Consider the following 17,502-nt stretch of genomic DNA (forward strand, 5'->3'; position numbering starts at 1 on the left):
GCTTTGCGGCGGTGGCCCGTTTTCTTATGCCGCAGCCGCCAACGCGCCCGCAAAAAATCCGCGCGTGAACGCCTCTTCAAACACCGAATAACCAGACCAGTCCGCATGCGCGAACACCAGGCGATCGGCGACAGGCGTGGGAGCCAGCGCCACGCGTTCGCCGTTCGACAAGGCAATGCGTTGGTTTGATGAAGCGGACTGCACGCCAAGACGGCTCAGAAACGCCTGATCGCCCGGCACCGGAATCGACATGGCGTGGCCGTAGCGCGTGATCTCCATGCGCGTTGCGCGTTCGTGCAGATCGGGATGTGCGCTGGCCAGCGACGCCATGATCGGATCGCGCCAGTGTGTCCAAGGCTGCTCGGCCAGCAGCTTGCGGCCGTTCTTCATGTCGCCGAGCGCTTGGTAGTAGCTCAGCACCGTGGGCGCGGGGCGTGGATCGAGGCGCTGATGGCCTGCATCGACATAGCCGAGACCGCCGGGCACGGCGTCGGCGAACAGCACGTTGTCCCATGCGGGCGCTGCGCCTTCGCGGTCGGCGAGCGGCGCGTCGATGTGGATGTTGGCGACCAGCCATGGAGCCCATTGCAGGCGCTGCGCGGCTTGCTTCAGAAACTCGGGCGCGGGCTGCACCACGCGTGCGGCGATGAACACGGGCAGCGCGACCACGCAGCGCTCGGCCACCCAGCGCTCGATGCGGTCGCTGGCGGCGATGTGCACATCGACCTCCACACCATGCCGCGTGGGCGCAATGCGCAGGACCGAACTGCCGGTGCGCAGTTGGTTGGCGGACTGCAGCGGCTTGGCCAGTTGCTTGCTGAGCCAACCGTTGCCTTCGGGCCAGGTGAGCACGGCGTCGCGATCGGCCTCTTCGTTGCTGGTGATCTCTTCGCCCGGCGCATGAAAACCATGGCGGCTGGCGAAATACGCAATCGCCGCCCACGCGGATACGCGCGACAGACCTGCACCGTAATCGTCGCGGCAGGCGTAGTCGAGATACCAGCGCAGATGCGGATCGTCGAGACCGTTCTGCACAAGCCACGCGTCCATGGTGATGGCGTCGAGCGCAAGATGCGAAGCGGGCAGGGCGCGCCCATGCATCCAGCTTTTCATGGTCGGCATGCTGAACGGCGCATCGCGCGAGACGGCTACAACCAGCGATGAAAACTGTCGGTACTGCTGCAAGGTGGCCGGCGTCACGTCCTGCATGGGCAGCAGTCCGTCCTGCCAATGGCCGTTGAAAAACAGGCGCTCCTGCGGGCTGTGGCACAGCGACATTTCGTCGTATTTCCAGCGGCCCGAAACGCGTTTGCGCAAGCCCAGTTCTTCGAGAAAATCCTGCACCTCGCGTGCTTCGTCGCCCGGCACCGGCAGGTAGTGCGCGCCGAGCGGGCAGGTGATGCCCTTGATCGATCCGCCACGGCTGTTGCCGCCGGGTTGGTCTTCGAGTTCCAGCAAAACAAAATCATCCACGCCAGCGAGACGCAATGATCTTGCTGCGGATAGCCCTGCAATGCCGCCGCCCGCAATCACCACCTTGGCCTTGTGCGTGACGGCGGGTTCGAGCGCTGAGCCACCGCGCGCAAGCCGATCTCGCAGGGCATGGCCGCGGTCGATATGGATGCCGGTGAAGCCGCCTTCCAGTTCACGCGCGGCGGGCTCGCACGCGCTTAGAAGACCACCGCTTGCCAGTGCAGCCGCCCCGGCTTTCAGAAGCTCGCGGCGCAGCATCAGTGAGCTACCTCACCCCATTCCTGCTCGTAGGTATGGACCAGCACCTGGTTGGACAGGCGGTTCACCTGCGCGGGCACGCGCGCCATGTCGAGCGGAAAGTCGAACATCAGCGGCAGGGATTGCAGCGACAGAAAACGCAGGTTCTCCGGCAGCTTTTCCGGCATGCGCCACGGCCTGCGGCTGGCGATCACAAAGCCCCATTCGCCAAAGCTCGGCACATGCGCGTGATACGGCTTGGCGGTGAGGCCGACGGACTCGATGGTCTCCACTACGGTCCAGAAACTCTTGCGCGCAATCAGTGGCGAGGTGGTTTGAATCACCGCATAACCGCTGGCCGCAAGGCGCTGATCGAGCAGCGCGTAGAAGCTGTTGGTGAACAGCTTGCCGATCGCGAAATTGGTGGGATCGGGAAAGTCCACGATCACCACATCGAACATGTCCGTGCCTGCCTGCAACCACTGGAACGCATCGGTGTTCACGATCTTCACGCGCGGATCGGTGAGCGCGTCGGCGTTCAGCTTGGTGAGCATCGGATGCTGGCTGAAAAGCTGCGTCATCGCCGGGTCCAGCTCCACCAGCACCACCGATTCGACCGACGGATACTTGAGCACCTCGCGCACCGCCATGCCGTCGCCGCCGCCCAGCACCGCCACGCGCTTGGGCGCACCATGCGCAGCCATCACGGGATGCACCAGCGCTTCGTGATAACGGTATTCATCGCGTTCGGCAAACTGCAGATTGCCGTTCAAGTAGAGCCGATAACCCGGCTTGCCATGCGTGACCACGATGCGCTGATACGGCGTGGCGCTGGAGAGCACGATGCGGTCCTGATAGAACTTGTCCTCGGCAAACTTGGTGATGTGATCGGCTCCGACCAAACCCGCCAGCAGCGCGCCGATCACCAGCGCGCAGGCCACCGCATGCGAGCGAAAGCGCCGCAGCTCATGGCGAAACAGCCACAGCGCCCACACGGCAACCGCCGCGTTCATGAAGCCGAACAGCAGCCCTGTGCGCACCAGACCGAGTTGCGGCACGAGCAGCAACGGAAACGCCAGCGACACCGCGAGCGCGCCCAGATAGTCGAACGTGAGCACCTGCGACACGAGGTCCTTGAGCTGCACATTGCGCTTCAAGATCCGCATCACCAGCGGAATCTCCAATCCCACCAGCGTGCCCACCAGCATCACCATGCCATACAGCAGCACGCGGAACGCACCCGGCACATAGGCATTCGACAAAAACAAAATCGCAGGCAGCGAGCCACCCACCAGTGCCACCATCAACTCGATGCGCAAGAAATGCGCAGGCAACTGCCGCTCGAAATATCGCGACAGCCACGAGCCCACACCCATCGCAAACAAGTAGGTGCCGATGATGGTGGAGAACTGCAGCACCGAGTCGCCCAGCACATACGACGCCAACGCGCCCGCAGCCAGTTCGTACAGCAACCCGCACGCTGCGATCACGAACACGCTGGACAGCAACGCCACATCGATCGGCCGCGCGCGCGCAGATTCTATGGAGTCGGAAGAAGATGTGGGTGAACTGGAACTCATGAATGAAGAGCTGCGCAAAAACTGCGCACATGCAGTCTGAGAAGTGGGCGCGACGCTGGATCAATCACCCCAACGCCAATACAGCCCTTCAGACGCGACGCGAAGCCGCAGACAGTATGTGCATACGGCAAGGCTTCGCAACAAAGTATGAAGGGCTGTATTGGCGCCTCCATACGATCAACGAACAAAGAAAAAACTAGTGAATCGCAGCAGCCACGATGATGCTGATGCCCAGGCACATGGCGGCTACCACCAGGGCCAGCGCCTTGTTGTGCTTTTCAACGATCTCCGCCCACAGGTCATACGGCGTGAGCTTGTCCACGATGACAAAGCTCACCCAGAAAATCACCACGCCCATCAGCGCATAGACCAGCGATCCCAGCAGCGCTGCCGGCTTCAGATATTCAAAAATCATCGACATCTCAAATCTCCCCAGTAATCCATCACATCACACCAACCCACATCACACCAGATCACTCACTTGTGCCCGCCGCCCGACGAGTACCCGCCGTACGAGCCGCCCGAGCTGCGATAACCGCTGCCGCCCGATGAACTGGAGCAGGTGCTCAGAATGATCAGCACCACGAACAGAATCACCAGAATCAGGATGACCGTGCCGCAGCCAATGCCGCTGGCCGACACGGCCGGGGCCGCGTCTTCGCGCTTGAACTTGCCGAACTGGTCGGTCATCTTGAAGGCCTCGGCCACCACGCGCGCGTCCATGCGCTCGCCATGCGACCAGGTCACTTCGCCCTTGCTTTCCTCGCGCGACAGAATGCCCTTGCCGCTCGAGCTTTCAAAGTCGCTGTTGAACGTCTTCTGTCCGCGCTGCACAGGCCAGTAGAACTCGCCGAGCACGTAGTTGGTCTCGGCGTTGTAGCTGTACTGCAGCCGGTAGGGCGTGCCCAGATAGCTCGTGCTCTGCGCGCCCTTGTTGTACTTGGGCGCGCCCGTGGCGGGGCGCACCAGACTCCAGCCGTCGGTCGAATCGACCAGAAAGATGAAGCCGCGCTTGGCGTGAAAGAGCAGATACTCGTCCCAGCCAAACCATTCATCGTCGCCGGGCTCCACGCCCATGCGGTGCTGAAAGCCCACCACCTGCCACTTCGCGCCTTCGAACTCACCGATGCGGCCCAGCGGAATCAGTGGCTCGACCGGCTCGTCCTGCGCAGCGGCGCGCATCTCGCCGCCGATGCCGTTGGTCAGATCGATGATGCTCTTGCACGATGGACAGGTGCACGACTTGGTCGAATCCAGCGTCACCTTGACCGTTGCGCCGCAGTTGGGGCAACTGAACTGGCGCGCCTTTTCGTTCTTGGCCGCAGCGCCGTCCTTGAGGCCCTTCATGTTCAGCGCTTCGAGCTTCACGGCAAAGCCGCGCTGGATCTGCGGCGGCTCCGTACCGTAGTCGATCGACAGCACCTCGCCATCGTCGCTGCGCAGCTCGACCACGGTGAACGGCTTGCCCAGTTGCGCGAGCTTGGGCAACTCGCCCTGCGCGGCCACCAAGGCGGCCGTGATGTTGGTGCTGACGCTGAACTGCTTGCCGCCCACCGCCGTGGTCATGCCCACGCGGAAGCGATCCGCCGCAGGCACCTCGCGACCCAGCGGCGCGCCGCGTGTGAAGACGAAGTTGCCGTTGTCCTCGCTCAGCGTGGCGAGGCTGCCGTCGGGCAGAAACGCGTTCCACTCGTTCCAGCTGCCTTGCTCGCCCTTGTACTGCGCGCGGCCGACGAGCATGAACGGCACGTCCTTGCCATCGAGCGGCATCTTGCCCGATGCGCCCAATTGCAGCGGCGAGTAGTCGTCGAACACCTCGGCCATCTTGCCGATGCGTTTGAGCACCTCGCCATCGCGCACCACGGTGCTCTGGCAATACGGGCAGACCGCGTAGATCGACTGCGCGCTCTTGAATTCCACAGGCGCGCCGCACCCCGGACAGGGCGCGGTGTACGAACGCTGGGTGGCGCTATCGGCCATAGATCAGTGCATGTGCTGATGTGGGTGGACATGGGCATCCGGCAGCGGCCTTCCTCACCAGAGGCCGCACCGGTATGCGAGAAGAAAGAAAGAGATCTGTTGAACGCGTTGGAAGATCAGACCAGCTTCTTGAGCAGCTCGGTCTTCTTCGCGTCGAACTCTTCCTGCGTGAGAATGCCCTTGGTCTTGAGCTCGCCGAGCTTCTCCAGCGTCGCCATCACGTCCTCGGGCTTCATCGCCGCTGGGGCTGCAGCCGCTGCGGGAGCCGCCTGCTGGGGCTGCGCCGCGCCGCCCTGCAGACCTTGCTGCAGGTTCTGCGCCAGCACCTGGCCGAGCGCCACGCCCGCACCCAGTCCCATCGCATCACCCGCAATGCCGCCGCCCTGGCCCGCGCTTTCCGCAAACTTCGGAATCGACTGCGCGGTCTGGTACTGCATGAACTTGCCCATGTCGTTGCCGACCATGCCCATGCCGATCTTCTGGTCGAGGATCTTCTGCAGCTCCTCGGGCAGCGACACGTTCTGCACGGTCATGCCTTCGAGCTTGAGGCCCAGCTTTTCGAGCGCGGGCGACAGATCCTTGGTCAGCGCATCGGCAAAGATCATCTGGTTGGCCGCCAGATCGAGGAATGGCACACCGCTTGCGGCAATCGCCGTGCTGATGTGCTGCAGGATCAGGCCGCGCAGTTGGCCGTCCAGATCATCGACCGTGTAGTTCTCGCGCGTGCCCGAGATCTCGGTGTGGAACAGCTTGGGATCGGCCACGCGGTACGCGTAGTTGCCGAATGCGCGCAGGCGCACCATGCCGAAATCCTTGTCGCGGATCGTCACGGGCTGCGGCGTGCCCCACTTCTGGTCGATCTGCTGGCGCGTCGAGAAGAAGTACACATCGCTCTTGAAGGGCGACTCGAACAGCTTGTCCCAGTTCTTCAGATAGGTGAGAACGGGCAGCGTCTGCGTGGTCAGCTTGTGGGTGCCGGGGCCGAACACATCGGCCACCTTGCCCTCGTTCACGAACATCGCCAGTTGCGACTCGCGCACCACCAGCGTCGCGCCGTTCTGGATTTCCATGTCGCGCATCGGAAAGCGCCAGGCGAGCGTTCCATCGCTGTCCTCAGTCCATTGAATGATGTCAATAAACTGTTTCTTGATGAAGTCCATGAGTGCCATGAAAACGCTCCCGCTCAGTGATGTGAAGTGGTTGTCTTTTATTCGCCGTCAGCGAACCTGCGCATCATAGCGACATCGCAGGCATGAACCCGTGCGAAACATGCAGTTACCAAACGGCTTCTTGAGCCTGCCTATCGCCGTGTTCGAGACTTTTGATTGGCTTTATCAGATGAGAATAAATATCATTAACTCATCTTCGATAGAAACACCAGAACATGACCCGCCTGATCAACGCCGCCCGCCACAACCGCCTGACCCTCATGAAGACAGGCAGCTACTACCTCATCCACATCTGCGTCGCCGCCATGGTGGCCTATGCCGTCACCGGCAACCTCATCGCCTCGCTCACGCTCAGCCTGCTGGAGCCCACCGTGCAGGCCGTCGCCTTTTTCTTCCACGAAAAGGGTTGGGAACGCGCTTTGAAGCGCCGCGAGGAACAACAACAGCAACACGCCGATGCCGCACATGGCATGGACGTGGCCGCCGCCGGGGCCTGAGATGAACAGCGACTCAGCAAGCCAACAACATCACGCGGACGGGAGCGAAAACGCCTTCTGGTGCTGGCTCCAGTCGCAGTGGCAGGCCATGGCAGCCGCGCACTGAATGACTCATCCTTCCGGTTGACGCAACTACGCTTTGCTCAACCCACCAGCGGCCACTTGCCGCCCAGGTTCTGCGTCGCCTCCTGCGCGGCCTTGAGCATCAGCGATTTCATGCGCGACACGGCCAGCTCCGAGAAGCGCTCCAGCGGCCCCGACACCGACAACGCGCCCACCAGCGACGCAGACGGCCCGAACACCGGCGCAGCAATCGCACCGCACAGCGGATCGCGTTCGCCGAACGAGGTGAACAGCAGGTCTTGCGCATTCAATGTCTTCGCAGGCAAGCCCTGTCCGAAGCTCGTCAGCACCTTGCCCGCTGCGCCGCGATCGATCGGCAGCAGATCGCCGGGACGAATCCGGTCCAGCGTCGAATGATTCGAATCGATGCGCATCAGGCACAGCCGGTGCTCGTCGTCATTGCGCACATGAAACGAAGGGCTCTCGGTGCCCTGATTCACCAGCCACACGAGCTGCGGATGAATCGCGTCCTGCAACCCGTTGGTCTGCTCGAATGCCCGTCCGAACACGAACGCCAGCGGCCCCAGCGCATATCGCTTGTCGTTGCGATGCACGACCAACCCGGCCTTTTCCAGCGACGACAACAGCCGCAGCAGCGTGCTCTTGTACATGCCGGTGCGCAGCGACAGCTCGGTCAGCGTGAGCGCGCTGCCCGAATTGGCCAGCGAGGTGGCAATCACCAGCGCGCGATCCACGGCCGCAACGCCGTCGTTTTTTTCGGAAGAGTCGCTTGAAAGAACCTTGGACATGGGACAGCAGAAGTTCGGAGAGTGAAGGGCGAGAGGGGATTGTGACGGACAAGCAGGCCGCTTCCGCCTGACGCCAGCAGTTTCGTTTAACAGAACGAAACTTCCTTTTTGAAATTTTGGGGAACTGCAGCATTGTGAAATGCTGCGACCTCGCCCACCAGTGGGCAGCCACGCAAAAAGGCCATGGCAAGGGATAACACCTACCCAGATCAATTGACTTGAAGTGCCTTCTCCTGAAAACTATAAAAAAGAATTCAAGTTTCGTTAGGCAGAACTTTTTAGAAAAGGCCTGAGGGCCAGGAGACAAGGCAGTGAGCAACACCAAACGCATTTTTCTGTCCGCCATCGCTGGCGCGGCAGCCACCTTCATCGCCATCGGCAGCGCATCGGCGCAGTCAGCGGGCGGCTATCCGAACAAGCCGATCCGCTTCGTCGTCGGCTTCAGCGCAGGCAATTCGATCGATTCGGTCGCGCGCATCATTGCCCAGCACATCACCAACAAGACCGGCCAGGCCGTGGTGGTGGACAACAAGACCGGCGCCAACGGCATGCTGGCCGCTTCCGACGTCGCCAAGGCCGCACCGGACGGCTACACCATCCTGATCAGCAACTCCAGCACCATCACCGTCAACCCGTCGCTCTACAAGAAGATGGCCTACGACGTGAAGAAGGACTTCGCACCGGTCTCGCTGATGGTGTCCGTGCCCTTCATCCTCACCGTGAATCCGCAGAACGACCCCTTCGGTACGGCCCCCAATCTGAAGGCCATGCTCGACCTCGCCAAGGCCAAGCCGGGCGCGTATTCCTACGGCTCGGCAGGCGTGGGCAATCTCACGCAACTGAGCTACGAACTGCTCAACGGCATGGCGGGCGTGAAGATGACGCACGTGGCGTATCGCGGCACCGCGCCTGCGCAGGTCGCGGTGCTGGCCAAGGAAGTCGATTCGACCTTCGACAACCCGTCGTCGGTTCCCAAGATCAAGGCGGGCCAACTGCGCGCGCTGGCCGTCACCTCCGCGCAGCGCTGGCATGAGCTGCCCGATGTGCCGACGATTGCCGAAGCCGGTTATCCGGGCTTCGACATCTCGTTCTGGGTGGGCGCGCTCGCGCCTTCCGGAACGCCCGCACCGGTCGTCAAGACCTTGTCCGACCTGATCGCCACGGCCGTGCAGGACCCCGAGGTCAAGGCCAAGCTCATGCAGCAGGGCAACATCCGCATGCTCGCGCCTGCGCAGTTCGAGACCCAGATCGACAGCGAAACCAAGCAGTACGCCGACATCATCCGCAAGGCCAACATCACGCTGGATTGAGCGCGCACCGATGGTGCATCCATCACGCGACGACAGCAGACAACCGAACGACAAGACATTTGGAGCAATCAAGGTGGCATGGGAAAAAGAACTCGATGAACTCGCGCGCAGAACCGAGCTGTCGCAACGCATGGGCGGACCGGAGAAGCTCAAGCGCCATCGCGACGCGGGCAAGCTGCCGGTGCGCGAGCGCATCGCGGCATTGGTGGACGAGGGCTCGTTCCGTGAAGTGGGCGGGCTCGCAGGCAGCGGCGCGTATGACGACAACGGCGAGCTCACCGACTTCACGCCGTCCAACCTGCTCATGGGCCGCGCGCGCATCGAGGGCCGTCCGGCCGTGGTGATGGGCGACGACTTCACCGTGCGCGGCGGTGCCAACGACGGCGCCGTGGGCGACAAGATGATCGTGGCGGAACAGATGGCGCACGACCTGCGCATTCCGTTGGTGCGCCTGGTGGACGGCACGGGCGGCGGCGGCTCGGTCAAGAACATCGAACTCAAGGGCCACACGCTGCTGCCAAAGCTGAAGTCCTGGCCGTACATCGCGCGCAATCTGGCGACGGTGCCTGTCGTGGGTCTGGGCCTCGGTTCGGTCGCAGGTCTGGGCGCGGCGCGCGTGTCGGCCAGCCACTATTCGGTGATGGTCAAGGACACGGCGCAGCTTTTTGTCGCAGGCCCGCCCGTGGTGGCGCGCACCGGTCAGCACATCGACAAGAACGATCTGGGCGGCAGCCAGATCCACACACGCAACGGCGTGGTGGACGACGAGGCCGAATCCGAAGCCGATGCCTTCGCTCGTGCTCGTCGCTTCCTGTCCTATCTGCCGTCGTCCATCTACGAATTGCCACCGCGCGCCGAAGCGGGCCGTCATGCGGCAGAGAACCAGCAGGCGCTGCGCAACGCGATTCCCGAGAACACACGCTCGGTCTACAAGATCCGCACGATCGTGGAAACGCTGGTCGATACCGGTTCCTTCATGGAAATCGGTCGCCACTGGGGCAAGGCGATTGCCGCAGGCTTTGCGCGCATCGACGGCTGGCCGGTCGTGGTGGTCGCCAGCGATCCGTATCACTACGGTGGTGCCTGGGACCGTCAGACCGCCGAGAAATACATGCGCATGGTCGATCTGGCCGAGCAGTTCCATCTGCCGGTCGTGAATCTGGTCGATGTGCCGGGCTTCCGCATCGGCCTCGATGCCGAAAAGGAAGGTGTGATGCGCGCGGGCGTGCGCGCGCTCACCGCCATCGCGCAGAGCACCGTGCCGTGGTGCACCATCATCATCCGCAAGGCGTTTGGTGTGGCGGGCGGCGGTCATCAGAATGCGGACCGCTTCAACTTCCGCTACGCATGGCCGTCCGCGCAATGGGGATCGTTGCCGATCGAGGGCGGGCTGGAAGTGGCCTACAAGGCCGACATCGAAGCCTCCGCCGATCCGGAAGCCACGCGCGCCAAGATCGAAAAGCGCGTGCGCGGCCTCACGTCGCCATACCGCAGCGCCGAGGCGTTTGTGGTGGAAGACATCATCGATCCGGCCGAGACCCGCGCCGCGCTCGTCGAGTTCGCCACCATTGCCGCGCCGCTGCGCCAGGCTGGTCGTGCCAGCTTTGGCTTCCGTCCTTGAGGTGGATGACGCCATGAGCACCACACACACCGTGCGCCGCATACTGATCGCCAACCGTGGCGCGGTGGCTGCGCGCGTGATTCGCGCCGCGCACCAATTGGGCATCGAAGCCGTGGCCGTGCATTCGGTCGCCGACGAGCATCTGCCGTATCTGCAAGAGGCCGACGCGACGATCTGCATCGGCGAAGGACCGGCGCTGCAAAGCTATCTGAACCAGGACGCCGTGCTGCGCGCAGCGAAGGAATGCGGCGCGGATGCGATCCATCCGGGCTACGGATTTCTGTCGGAGAACGCGGAGTTCGCCGAGAAGGTGGAGGCCGCCGGCTTGTGCTTCATCGGCCCCTCGCCACGCTGGATTCGCGAACTGGGTCACAAGACCGCCGCACGCGCACTCATGCAGCAGCACGGCATGCCGATGACGCAAAGCAGTGCGCTGCTGCCGGACGACGTGCAAGCCGTCACCGCCATCGCCGACGCCATGGGCTACCCGCTGATGCTCAAGCCCGCCAACGGTGGCGGCGGCATCGGCATGCTGCCGGTGCGTGATCGCGCTGAAGTGGCAGGCTCATGGCGTCAGGCGCAGTCCACGGCGACCAAGGCGTTTGGCAATGCGCAGCTGTATTTCGAGACGCTGATCGAGCAGCCACGCCATATCGAATTCCAATTTCTGGCGGACCGTTACGGCAACGTGCGCTGTCTGTTTGAACGTGACTGCTCCGTGCAACGTCGCAACCAGAAAGTGGTGGAAGAAGCGACTGCACCGGGCATCGCGCGCGAGGCCGTGGAGCAGATGGCCGCGCGCCTTGAAAACATACTTTCGGGCATCGGCTACGACGTGATCGGCACCGTGGAAATGCTCTACACGCCAAGCACGGGATTCACTTTTCTGGAAGTGAACACGCGGTTGCAGGTCGAGCACGCAGTGACCGAACAGGTGACCGGCATCGACATCGTCGCAGCGCAGATCCGCCTTGCCGCTGGCGAGCCCATCGATGCGGTGCTGCCCGAGACAATCGCCTGCAAAGGCCATGCCATCGAAGCGCGCATCTACGCCGAAGACCCCGTGCGTTTCTTCCCTTCGCCCGGTGTCATGAACACCTTCGTGCAACCCGTGGGTGAAGGCATTCGCGTGGAAACCTGCTACGGCGAAGGCTCGCGCATCTCCACTTTCTACGACCCGATGATCGCCAAGGTGATCGCGCACGCGCCTGACCGCCACACCGCCATCGAACGCTTGCGCGATGCGTTGCAGGCATTCCACGTGAGTGGAGTGAAAACCAATATTCCCTTTGTGCTGCGGATTCTCGATGATGAGGATTTCCAAGCTGCACGCCTGCACACGCAACTGGGCGCGGCCATCGCCGCACGCAAGCCCGAGGCCGAAACGGCCTGAACCCCTCCAGCCACACAGACAACCAGACAGGACCAGAAGCCATGCCATCCACCCTCAAATCCCCACTCTCCGGCCGCGTCGTGAGCCTGTGCGTCGAGCCGCAATCCACCGTGTCGGCGGGAGATGCCGTGTTGATCGTCGAATCGATGAAGATGGAAATTCCCGTCGAAGCCGAAGGCTCCGGCAAGGTCGCGAAGTTTCTCGTCGCTGAAGGCGACGAGATCACCGAAGGCCAGCCGCTGGTGGAACTGCAATGAGCACGCCATTGTTCGACCGTCATGGCCGCGTGGCCGTGATCACCTGGTCCAATCCTCCTGTCAACGGCATTTCGTTCGCACTGCGCCAGCATGTGAGCGCGGGGCTGGATGCGGCACTGGCCGATGCCGACATCGATGCCATCGTGCTCACGGGCGATGGTCGCATGTTCTCGGGCGGAGCGGACATCCGCGAGTTCAACACACCCAAGAGCACGTCGGAGCCCACGACACCGCAGCTCATCTCGCGCATCGAGAATCTGTCCAAACCGGTGATCGCCGCAATCCACGGCTCCGCATTGGGTGGCGGTCTGGAGATGGCTTTGGGCTGCCACTGGCGCGTCGCACTTTCGGATGCGAATGTGGCGCTGCCCGAAGTGAAGCTGGGCCTGCTGCCTGGCGGCGGTGGCACGCAGCGTCTGCCGCGTTTGATCGGCGTGGAAAAGGCGCTGGACTGGATCGTCACCGGCAAGACCGTGAAGGCCAAGGCGGCGCTGGAAGCGGGCGTGCTCGATGCGGTGTTCGAGAGCGACCTCATCGCGAATGCCGTGAAGTTTGCAGGCCAGTTGGGCACGAACACGGCACTGCGTGCCACGGGCAAGATGCCCGTGAATGCGCCCGCCAACGCCGCAGAGCTGTTCGAGAAAGCGCGCGAGAACGCACGCAAGACCGCGCGCGGCATGGAAGCGCCGCTGCAATGCATTGCCTGCGTGGAAGCATCCACGCGCAGCTCGCTCGAAGACGGTTTGACGTTCGAGCGCGCGCGCTTCATGGAACTGGTGAACGGCACACAGTCCAAGGCGATTCGCCATCTGTTCTTTGCCGAACGCGAGGCCGCCAAGCCACCGCGCGATGCGCAGGATGCGCCGCTGCGCAATGTGCAGCGCGTGGGCGTGATCGGCGCAGGCACCATGGGCGGCGGCATCGCCATGGCGTTCGCCAACGCGGGCTATTCCGTCACTTTGGTGGAAGTCACCGATGCGAATCTGCAAAAAGGCCTTGGCACCATCCAACGCAACTACGAGGCCACGGTCAGCAAGGGCAAGCTTGCAGCGGTCGACATGCAGACGCGCGTGGAGCGCATTCGCGGCACGACCGACATGCGCCAGCTTGCCGATGTGGATCTGGTGATCGAAGCCGCGTTCGAGGACATGACCGTCAAGCATGATCTGTTCACGCAGCTCGACCAGATCTGCAAGCCCGGCGCGATTCTCGCCACCAACACGTCGCGCCTGGACATCAACAGCATCGCAGCCGTCACGCAGCGTCCGCAGGACGTGGTGGGTCTGCATTTCTTCAGCCCTGCCAACGTGATGAAGCTGCTGGAGATCGTGCGTGCCGACAAAACTGCGCCCGATGTGCTCGCCACCGTGCTGACGGTGGCCAAGCGCATCGGCAAGATCCCCGCCGTGGTGGGCGTGTGCGATGGATTCGTGGGCAACCGCATGGTCAGCCCATACACGCGCGAGGCGCATTTTCTGCTCGAAGAAGGCGCCACGCCGCAGCAGGTCGATCAAGCGCTCGAGCGCTTCGGTCTGGCCATGGGGCCACTGCGCATGGGCGACATGGCGGGGCTCGACATCAGCTGGGCTGCACGCAAGCGCCTTGCGCCGACGCGACCCAAGCACATCCGTTACTGCCATATCGCTGACCGGCTGTGCGAGTCGGGCCGTCTGGGCCAGAAGACCGGCGAAGGCTTCTACCGTTATGAAGCAGGCAGCCGCGCGCCGATTCCCGATCCCAAGGTCGAAGACATCATCAAGGCCTGCGCGGCAGAGTCGGGCATCACACGCCGCGCCATCACCGACGAGGAAGTCGTCGAGCGCACGATGTATGCGCTGGTCAACGAGGCTGCACGCATTCTCGAAGACGGCATCGCGCAACGCGGCAGCGACATCGATGTGATCTACGTGAACGGCTACGGTTTTCCCGCAGGTCGCGGCGGCCCGCTGTTCTATGCCGACACTGTGGGCCTGCCCAAGGTGCTCGAACGCATCCGCGAATTCCACAAGGCCCATGGCGAGCTGTGGACGCCCGCACCGCTGTTCGAAAAACTGGTGGCCGAAGGCAAGCCGATTTCCTCGTACGAAGTTCCCACAAAACAAGCATGACGAGCCCCGAGACCAACACCCCGAGTGGGCCCGATGCGGCCTTTCAGAACTATCTCGCGCAAGGCGAGTTCCGCATCCAGCAATGCGATGGCTGCGCGCGCCACATCTTCTATCCGCGTGTGCTGTGCCCGCATTGCGGCAGCACGCAACTGAGCTGGCGCACGGCCAGCGGCAACGGCGCGGTGCATGCGTGCAGCGTGGTGATGGGCAAGCCCGGCACCAACACGGATTACGCCGTCGTGCTGGTCGATCTGCAGGAAGGCGCGCGCATGATGAGCAATGTGGTCGATTGCGATCCGCACACGGTGAAGATCGGCATGCCGCTCAAGGCACGCATCGTTGAGAAAGAAGGAAAGCCGCTCGTGGTTTTTGCACCGGCAAACCAAGCAGGAGGTGCGCAATGAGCAGCAACCTCCGTGATCTGCGCGGCAAGTCCGCGATCGTCGGTGTGGGGCAGGCCGGAATCGGCGAGGCGCATGGCTTCACCGTCATGGAAATCCTCGCGCAGGCTGCGACCAAGGCGGTCGCCGATGCAGGCCTCACCATGCAGGACATCGATGGCCTCGCCACCTGCAGCTCGGCTGCGAGCATGTGGGCGTTGCCAGTGGCGGAATATCTGGGTCTGCGTCCGCAGTTCATCGACAGCACCATGCTCGGCGGGTCGAGTTTCATCGCGCATCTGATGCCCGCGATGATGGCGCTCGAAAGTGGCCAATGCAACGCTGTGCTGGTCTGCTACGGAAGCACGCAGAAGACCGGTACCTTTTCGCGCAAGGGCATGACCGACGCGTTCAAGCTGATCGATCCGCTGCCTTACGAGCACCCGTATCAACCCATGCTGCCGCCCACGGCCTATGCACTGGCCGCGTCGCGCCACATGCATGAATTCGGCACCACGCGCGAGCAATTGGCCGAGGTGGCGGTGGCAGCGCGCCGCTGGGCGCAGCTCAATCCGGAAGCCTATATGCGCGATCCGCTCAGCATCGACGACGTGCTGAACTCGCGCATGATCTCCACGCCGCTCACCGTGCGTGACTGCTGCCTCGTCACCGATGGCGCAGGGGCTTTCGTGCTCATGCGTGCCGACCGTGCCAAGGCGCAAAAGCAAAAGCCGGTCTACGTGCTGGGCAACGCCACAGCGGTGTGGAACCGGCAGATTTCCTGCATGGAAAACCTCACCGTCACATCGGCCAGCGAATCGGGCCAGCGTGCATTCGACATGGCGGGCCTCAAGCCATCGGACGTGGACGTGGTCGGTCTCTACGACGCGTTCACCATCAACACGCTGCTGTTTCTTGAAGACCTGGGTTTCTGCAAAAAAGGCGAGGCCGGTGCGTTCGTGCAGAACGGCGGCATTGCGCCGGGCGGGCGTCTGCCGGTCAACACAAATGGCGGGGGCCTCTCGTGCGTACACCCCGGCATGTACGGCATCTTCCTCGTGATCGAGGCCGTGCGACAACTGCGCGGTGAATGCGGCGAGCGCCAGGTGAAGGACGCGAAGGTCGCGCTGGCGCATGGCAATGGCGGCACGCTGTCCAGCCAATCCACGGCCCTCTTCGGTCTGGAGGAAACGCTGTGATGCAACGCGCTCGTTCATCGGGAGTTCAACCATGCTGAACAAGGTCGTCGATTCGCTGGCGGAAGCCGTGCGCGACGTGAAGGATGGCGCGGTCATCATGATCGGCGGTTTCGGCATCTCGGGCGTGCCGACCGAGCTGGTCTGCGCGCTGCTTGATCAGGGCGCGCGCGAACTCACCATCGTCAACAACAACGCGGGCAACGGCAAATACGGCCTGAGCCAGTTGATCGAAGCGGGTCGCGTGCGCCGCATGGTGTGCTCGTTCGCGCGCAATTCCAACCCCAAGATTCCGAACGCCGAAGCGTTTGCCGAGTGGTATCGCGCAGGCAAGATCGAGCTGGAATGCGTGCCCCAGGGCACCATGGCCGAACGCATGCGCGCGGCGGGCTCGGGACTGGGTCCGTTCTTCACACCCACTTCGTACGGCACCGTGCTTGCCAAGGGCAAGGAAACCCGCGTGATCGACGGCGTGGGTTACGTGCTGGAGAACCCGTTGCATGGCGACTTCGCTTTGGTGAAGGCGCGCTGTGCGGACCCGTGGGGCAACCTCATGTTCCGCAATGCCGAGCGCAACTTCGGCCCGGTGATGTGCATGGCGTCGAAGACCGCCGTCGCGCAGGTCGATGAGATCGTGCCGCTGGGCGCGCTCGTGCCCGAGAACGTGATGACGCCCGGCATCTTCGTGCAACGTGTCGTGCAGGTGCCGATCCATGCGCAAGGAGCCAAACCATGAGTACAAGCACGAACACGAACACATTCAAGCGCCTCATCCGCGAAGAGATCGCGCGTAAGGTCGCCAACGACATTCCCGATGGCAGCTACGTGAACCTTGGCATCGGCATCCCCACGCTGATCTCCAAATGCCTGCCCGCTGGCCGCGATGTGATTTTGCACAGCGAAAACGGCATCCTCGGCATGGGCCCCGGCCCTGCAGATGGCACGGTCGATCCCAGCCTGCTCAACGCGAGCAAGGAACCCGTCTCGCTGCTGCCCGGCGCATCGATCTGCGATCACAGCATGTCGTTCGCGATGATGCGCGGCGGTCATCTCGACGTCTCCGTGCTCGGCGCTTTCCAGGTCGCAAGCAACGGCGATCTTGCCAACTGGGACACGGGCGCGCCCGATGCCATTCCCGCAGTCGGCGGCGCGATGGATCTGGTGGCAGGAGCCAAGCAGGTCGTCGTGGTGATGGAGCACACCACCAAGGACGGCCAACCGAAGATCGTCGAGCAATGCACCTATCCGCTGACCGGCGCGGGCGTGGTCGATCGCATCTACACCGACTGCGCGGTGATCGACGTGACGCCGGATGGATTGGTCGTTCGTTCGATGGTCGATGGCCTCACGTTCGAGCAACTGCAAGCCATGACGGGAGCACCGCTGCGCCGCGACTGAGCGCTGTTTGAGGGGTGGCCATGCAGTAACA

16 protein-coding genes are annotated in these 17,502 nt (G+C 63.0%); 10 read left to right on the forward strand and 6 right to left on the reverse strand.

Features of this window, described 5'->3' with window-relative positions; genetic code table 11:
• Positions 1-24: 24 nt before the first annotated feature.
• The 5 genes from G7048_RS12340 to G7048_RS12360 all read right to left on the reverse strand — a co-directional run bounded on the left by G7048_RS12340 (position 25) and on the right by G7048_RS12360 (position 6,439).
• A complete protein-coding gene (locus G7048_RS12340) occupies positions 25-1,731 on the reverse strand; it encodes an NAD(P)/FAD-dependent oxidoreductase (protein ID WP_166068421.1) in 1,707 nt (568 codons plus the stop codon).
• The gene (locus G7048_RS12345) at positions 1,731-3,290 is read right to left on the reverse strand and encodes a polyamine aminopropyltransferase (RefSeq protein ID WP_166068422.1); all 1,560 of its coding nucleotides are present in this window, start codon (positions 3,288-3,290) and stop codon (positions 1,731-1,733) included. The genes G7048_RS12340 and G7048_RS12345 overlap by 1 nt, the downstream gene beginning before the upstream one ends.
• A gap of 196 nt (positions 3,291-3,486) precedes the next feature.
• Positions 3,487-3,705 carry a DUF350 domain-containing protein gene (locus tag G7048_RS12350; RefSeq protein WP_166070941.1) on the reverse strand — a complete coding sequence of 73 codons (219 nt, stop codon included), beginning with the start codon at positions 3,703-3,705 and terminating at the stop codon, positions 3,487-3,489.
• 62 nt (positions 3,706-3,767) lie between these two features.
• Positions 3,768-5,270: a DUF4178 domain-containing protein gene (locus tag G7048_RS12355; protein ID WP_166068423.1), complete on the reverse strand. Its 1,503-nt coding sequence runs from the start codon at positions 5,268-5,270 to the stop codon at positions 3,768-3,770.
• Between the two features lie 116 nt (positions 5,271-5,386).
• Complete coding sequence (locus G7048_RS12360) at positions 5,387-6,439, reverse strand: SPFH domain-containing protein (RefSeq protein WP_166068424.1); 1,053 nt, start codon at positions 6,437-6,439, stop codon at positions 5,387-5,389.
• Between the two features lie 215 nt (positions 6,440-6,654).
• On the opposite strand from G7048_RS12360, the gene G7048_RS12365 reads away from it, so the two are divergent.
• Complete coding sequence (locus G7048_RS12365) at positions 6,655-6,936, forward strand: DUF2061 domain-containing protein (RefSeq protein WP_166068425.1); 282 nt, start codon at positions 6,655-6,657, stop codon at positions 6,934-6,936.
• A gap of 143 nt (positions 6,937-7,079) precedes the next feature.
• On the opposite strand, the gene G7048_RS12370 is transcribed toward G7048_RS12365, so the two are convergent.
• Positions 7,080-7,808, reverse strand: a complete 729-nt coding sequence (locus G7048_RS12370; RefSeq protein WP_166068426.1) for an IclR family transcriptional regulator — start codon at positions 7,806-7,808, stop codon at positions 7,080-7,082.
• A 311-nt stretch (positions 7,809-8,119) separates the two neighbouring features.
• On the opposite strand from G7048_RS12370, the gene G7048_RS12375 reads away from it, so the two are divergent.
• The 9 genes from G7048_RS12375 to G7048_RS12415 all read left to right on the forward strand — a co-directional run bounded on the left by G7048_RS12375 (position 8,120) and on the right by G7048_RS12415 (position 17,471).
• Positions 8,120-9,118, forward strand: a complete 999-nt coding sequence (locus G7048_RS12375) for a tripartite tricarboxylate transporter substrate binding protein (protein ID WP_166068427.1) — start codon at positions 8,120-8,122, stop codon at positions 9,116-9,118.
• A 73-nt stretch (positions 9,119-9,191) separates the two neighbouring features.
• Positions 9,192-10,739 (forward strand): acyl-CoA carboxylase subunit beta, encoded by a 1,548-nt coding sequence (locus G7048_RS12380; protein WP_166068428.1) that lies wholly within the window; start codon positions 9,192-9,194, stop codon positions 10,737-10,739.
• A gap of 13 nt (positions 10,740-10,752) precedes the next feature.
• Positions 10,753-12,132, forward strand: coding sequence for an acetyl/propionyl/methylcrotonyl-CoA carboxylase subunit alpha (locus tag G7048_RS12385; RefSeq protein ID WP_166068429.1), 1,380 nt, complete (start codon positions 10,753-10,755; stop codon positions 12,130-12,132).
• Positions 12,133-12,173: 41 nt separating this feature from the next.
• Positions 12,174-12,389: an acetyl-CoA carboxylase biotin carboxyl carrier protein subunit gene (locus G7048_RS12390; protein ID WP_166068430.1), complete on the forward strand. Its 216-nt coding sequence runs from the start codon at positions 12,174-12,176 to the stop codon at positions 12,387-12,389.
• The gene (locus G7048_RS12395; RefSeq protein WP_166068431.1) at positions 12,386-14,497 is read left to right on the forward strand and encodes a 3-hydroxyacyl-CoA dehydrogenase NAD-binding domain-containing protein; all 2,112 of its coding nucleotides are present in this window, start codon (positions 12,386-12,388) and stop codon (positions 14,495-14,497) included. The genes G7048_RS12390 and G7048_RS12395 overlap by 4 nt, the downstream gene beginning before the upstream one ends.
• Positions 14,494-14,901, forward strand: coding sequence for a Zn-ribbon domain-containing OB-fold protein (locus G7048_RS12400; RefSeq protein ID WP_166068432.1), 408 nt, complete (start codon positions 14,494-14,496; stop codon positions 14,899-14,901). The genes G7048_RS12395 and G7048_RS12400 overlap by 4 nt, the downstream gene beginning before the upstream one ends.
• Positions 14,898-16,076, forward strand: coding sequence for a thiolase (locus tag G7048_RS12405; RefSeq protein ID WP_166068433.1), 1,179 nt, complete (start codon positions 14,898-14,900; stop codon positions 16,074-16,076). Before G7048_RS12400 ends, G7048_RS12405 begins: the two co-directional genes overlap by 4 nt.
• A 31-nt stretch (positions 16,077-16,107) precedes the next feature.
• Complete coding sequence (locus G7048_RS12410; RefSeq protein WP_166068434.1) at positions 16,108-16,809, forward strand: 3-oxoacid CoA-transferase subunit A; 702 nt, start codon at positions 16,108-16,110, stop codon at positions 16,807-16,809.
• Positions 16,806-17,471 carry a 3-oxoacid CoA-transferase subunit B gene (locus G7048_RS12415; RefSeq protein WP_166068435.1) on the forward strand — a complete coding sequence of 222 codons (666 nt, stop codon included), beginning with the start codon at positions 16,806-16,808 and terminating at the stop codon, positions 17,469-17,471. Before G7048_RS12410 ends, G7048_RS12415 begins: the two co-directional genes overlap by 4 nt.
• Positions 17,472-17,502: the final 31 nt, after the last annotated feature.

Origin of the sequence: Diaphorobacter sp. HDW4B, assembly GCF_011305535.1 — a bacterium.
Classification (GTDB): domain Bacteria; phylum Pseudomonadota; class Gammaproteobacteria; order Burkholderiales; family Burkholderiaceae_C; genus Diaphorobacter_A.

Coding starts and splice junctions, on each gene's coding strand:
- G7048_RS12340 (WP_166068421.1), bottom strand. CDS start 1,731: ATGCTGCGCCGCGAGCTTCTGAAAGCCGGGGCGGCTGCACTGGCAAGC.
- G7048_RS12345 (WP_166068422.1), bottom strand. CDS start 3,290: ATGAGTTCCAGTTCACCCACATCTTCTTCCGACTCCATAGAATCTGCG.
- G7048_RS12350 (WP_166070941.1), bottom strand. CDS start 3,705: ATGATTTTTGAATATCTGAAGCCGGCAGCGCTGCTGGGATCGCTGGTC.
- G7048_RS12355 (WP_166068423.1), bottom strand. CDS start 5,270: ATGGCCGATAGCGCCACCCAGCGTTCGTACACCGCGCCCTGTCCGGGG.
- G7048_RS12360 (WP_166068424.1), bottom strand. CDS start 6,439: ATGGCACTCATGGACTTCATCAAGAAACAGTTTATTGACATCATTCAA.
- G7048_RS12365 (WP_166068425.1), top strand. CDS start 6,655: ATGACCCGCCTGATCAACGCCGCCCGCCACAACCGCCTGACCCTCATG.
- G7048_RS12370 (WP_166068426.1), bottom strand. CDS start 7,808: ATGTCCAAGGTTCTTTCAAGCGACTCTTCCGAAAAAAACGACGGCGTT.
- G7048_RS12385 (WP_166068429.1), top strand. CDS start 10,753: ATGAGCACCACACACACCGTGCGCCGCATACTGATCGCCAACCGTGGC.
- G7048_RS12390 (WP_166068430.1), top strand. CDS start 12,174: ATGCCATCCACCCTCAAATCCCCACTCTCCGGCCGCGTCGTGAGCCTG.
- G7048_RS12395 (WP_166068431.1), top strand. CDS start 12,386: ATGAGCACGCCATTGTTCGACCGTCATGGCCGCGTGGCCGTGATCACC.
- G7048_RS12400 (WP_166068432.1), top strand. CDS start 14,494: ATGACGAGCCCCGAGACCAACACCCCGAGTGGGCCCGATGCGGCCTTT.
- G7048_RS12405 (WP_166068433.1), top strand. CDS start 14,898: ATGAGCAGCAACCTCCGTGATCTGCGCGGCAAGTCCGCGATCGTCGGT.
- G7048_RS12410 (WP_166068434.1), top strand. CDS start 16,108: ATGCTGAACAAGGTCGTCGATTCGCTGGCGGAAGCCGTGCGCGACGTG.
- G7048_RS12415 (WP_166068435.1), top strand. CDS start 16,806: ATGAGTACAAGCACGAACACGAACACATTCAAGCGCCTCATCCGCGAA.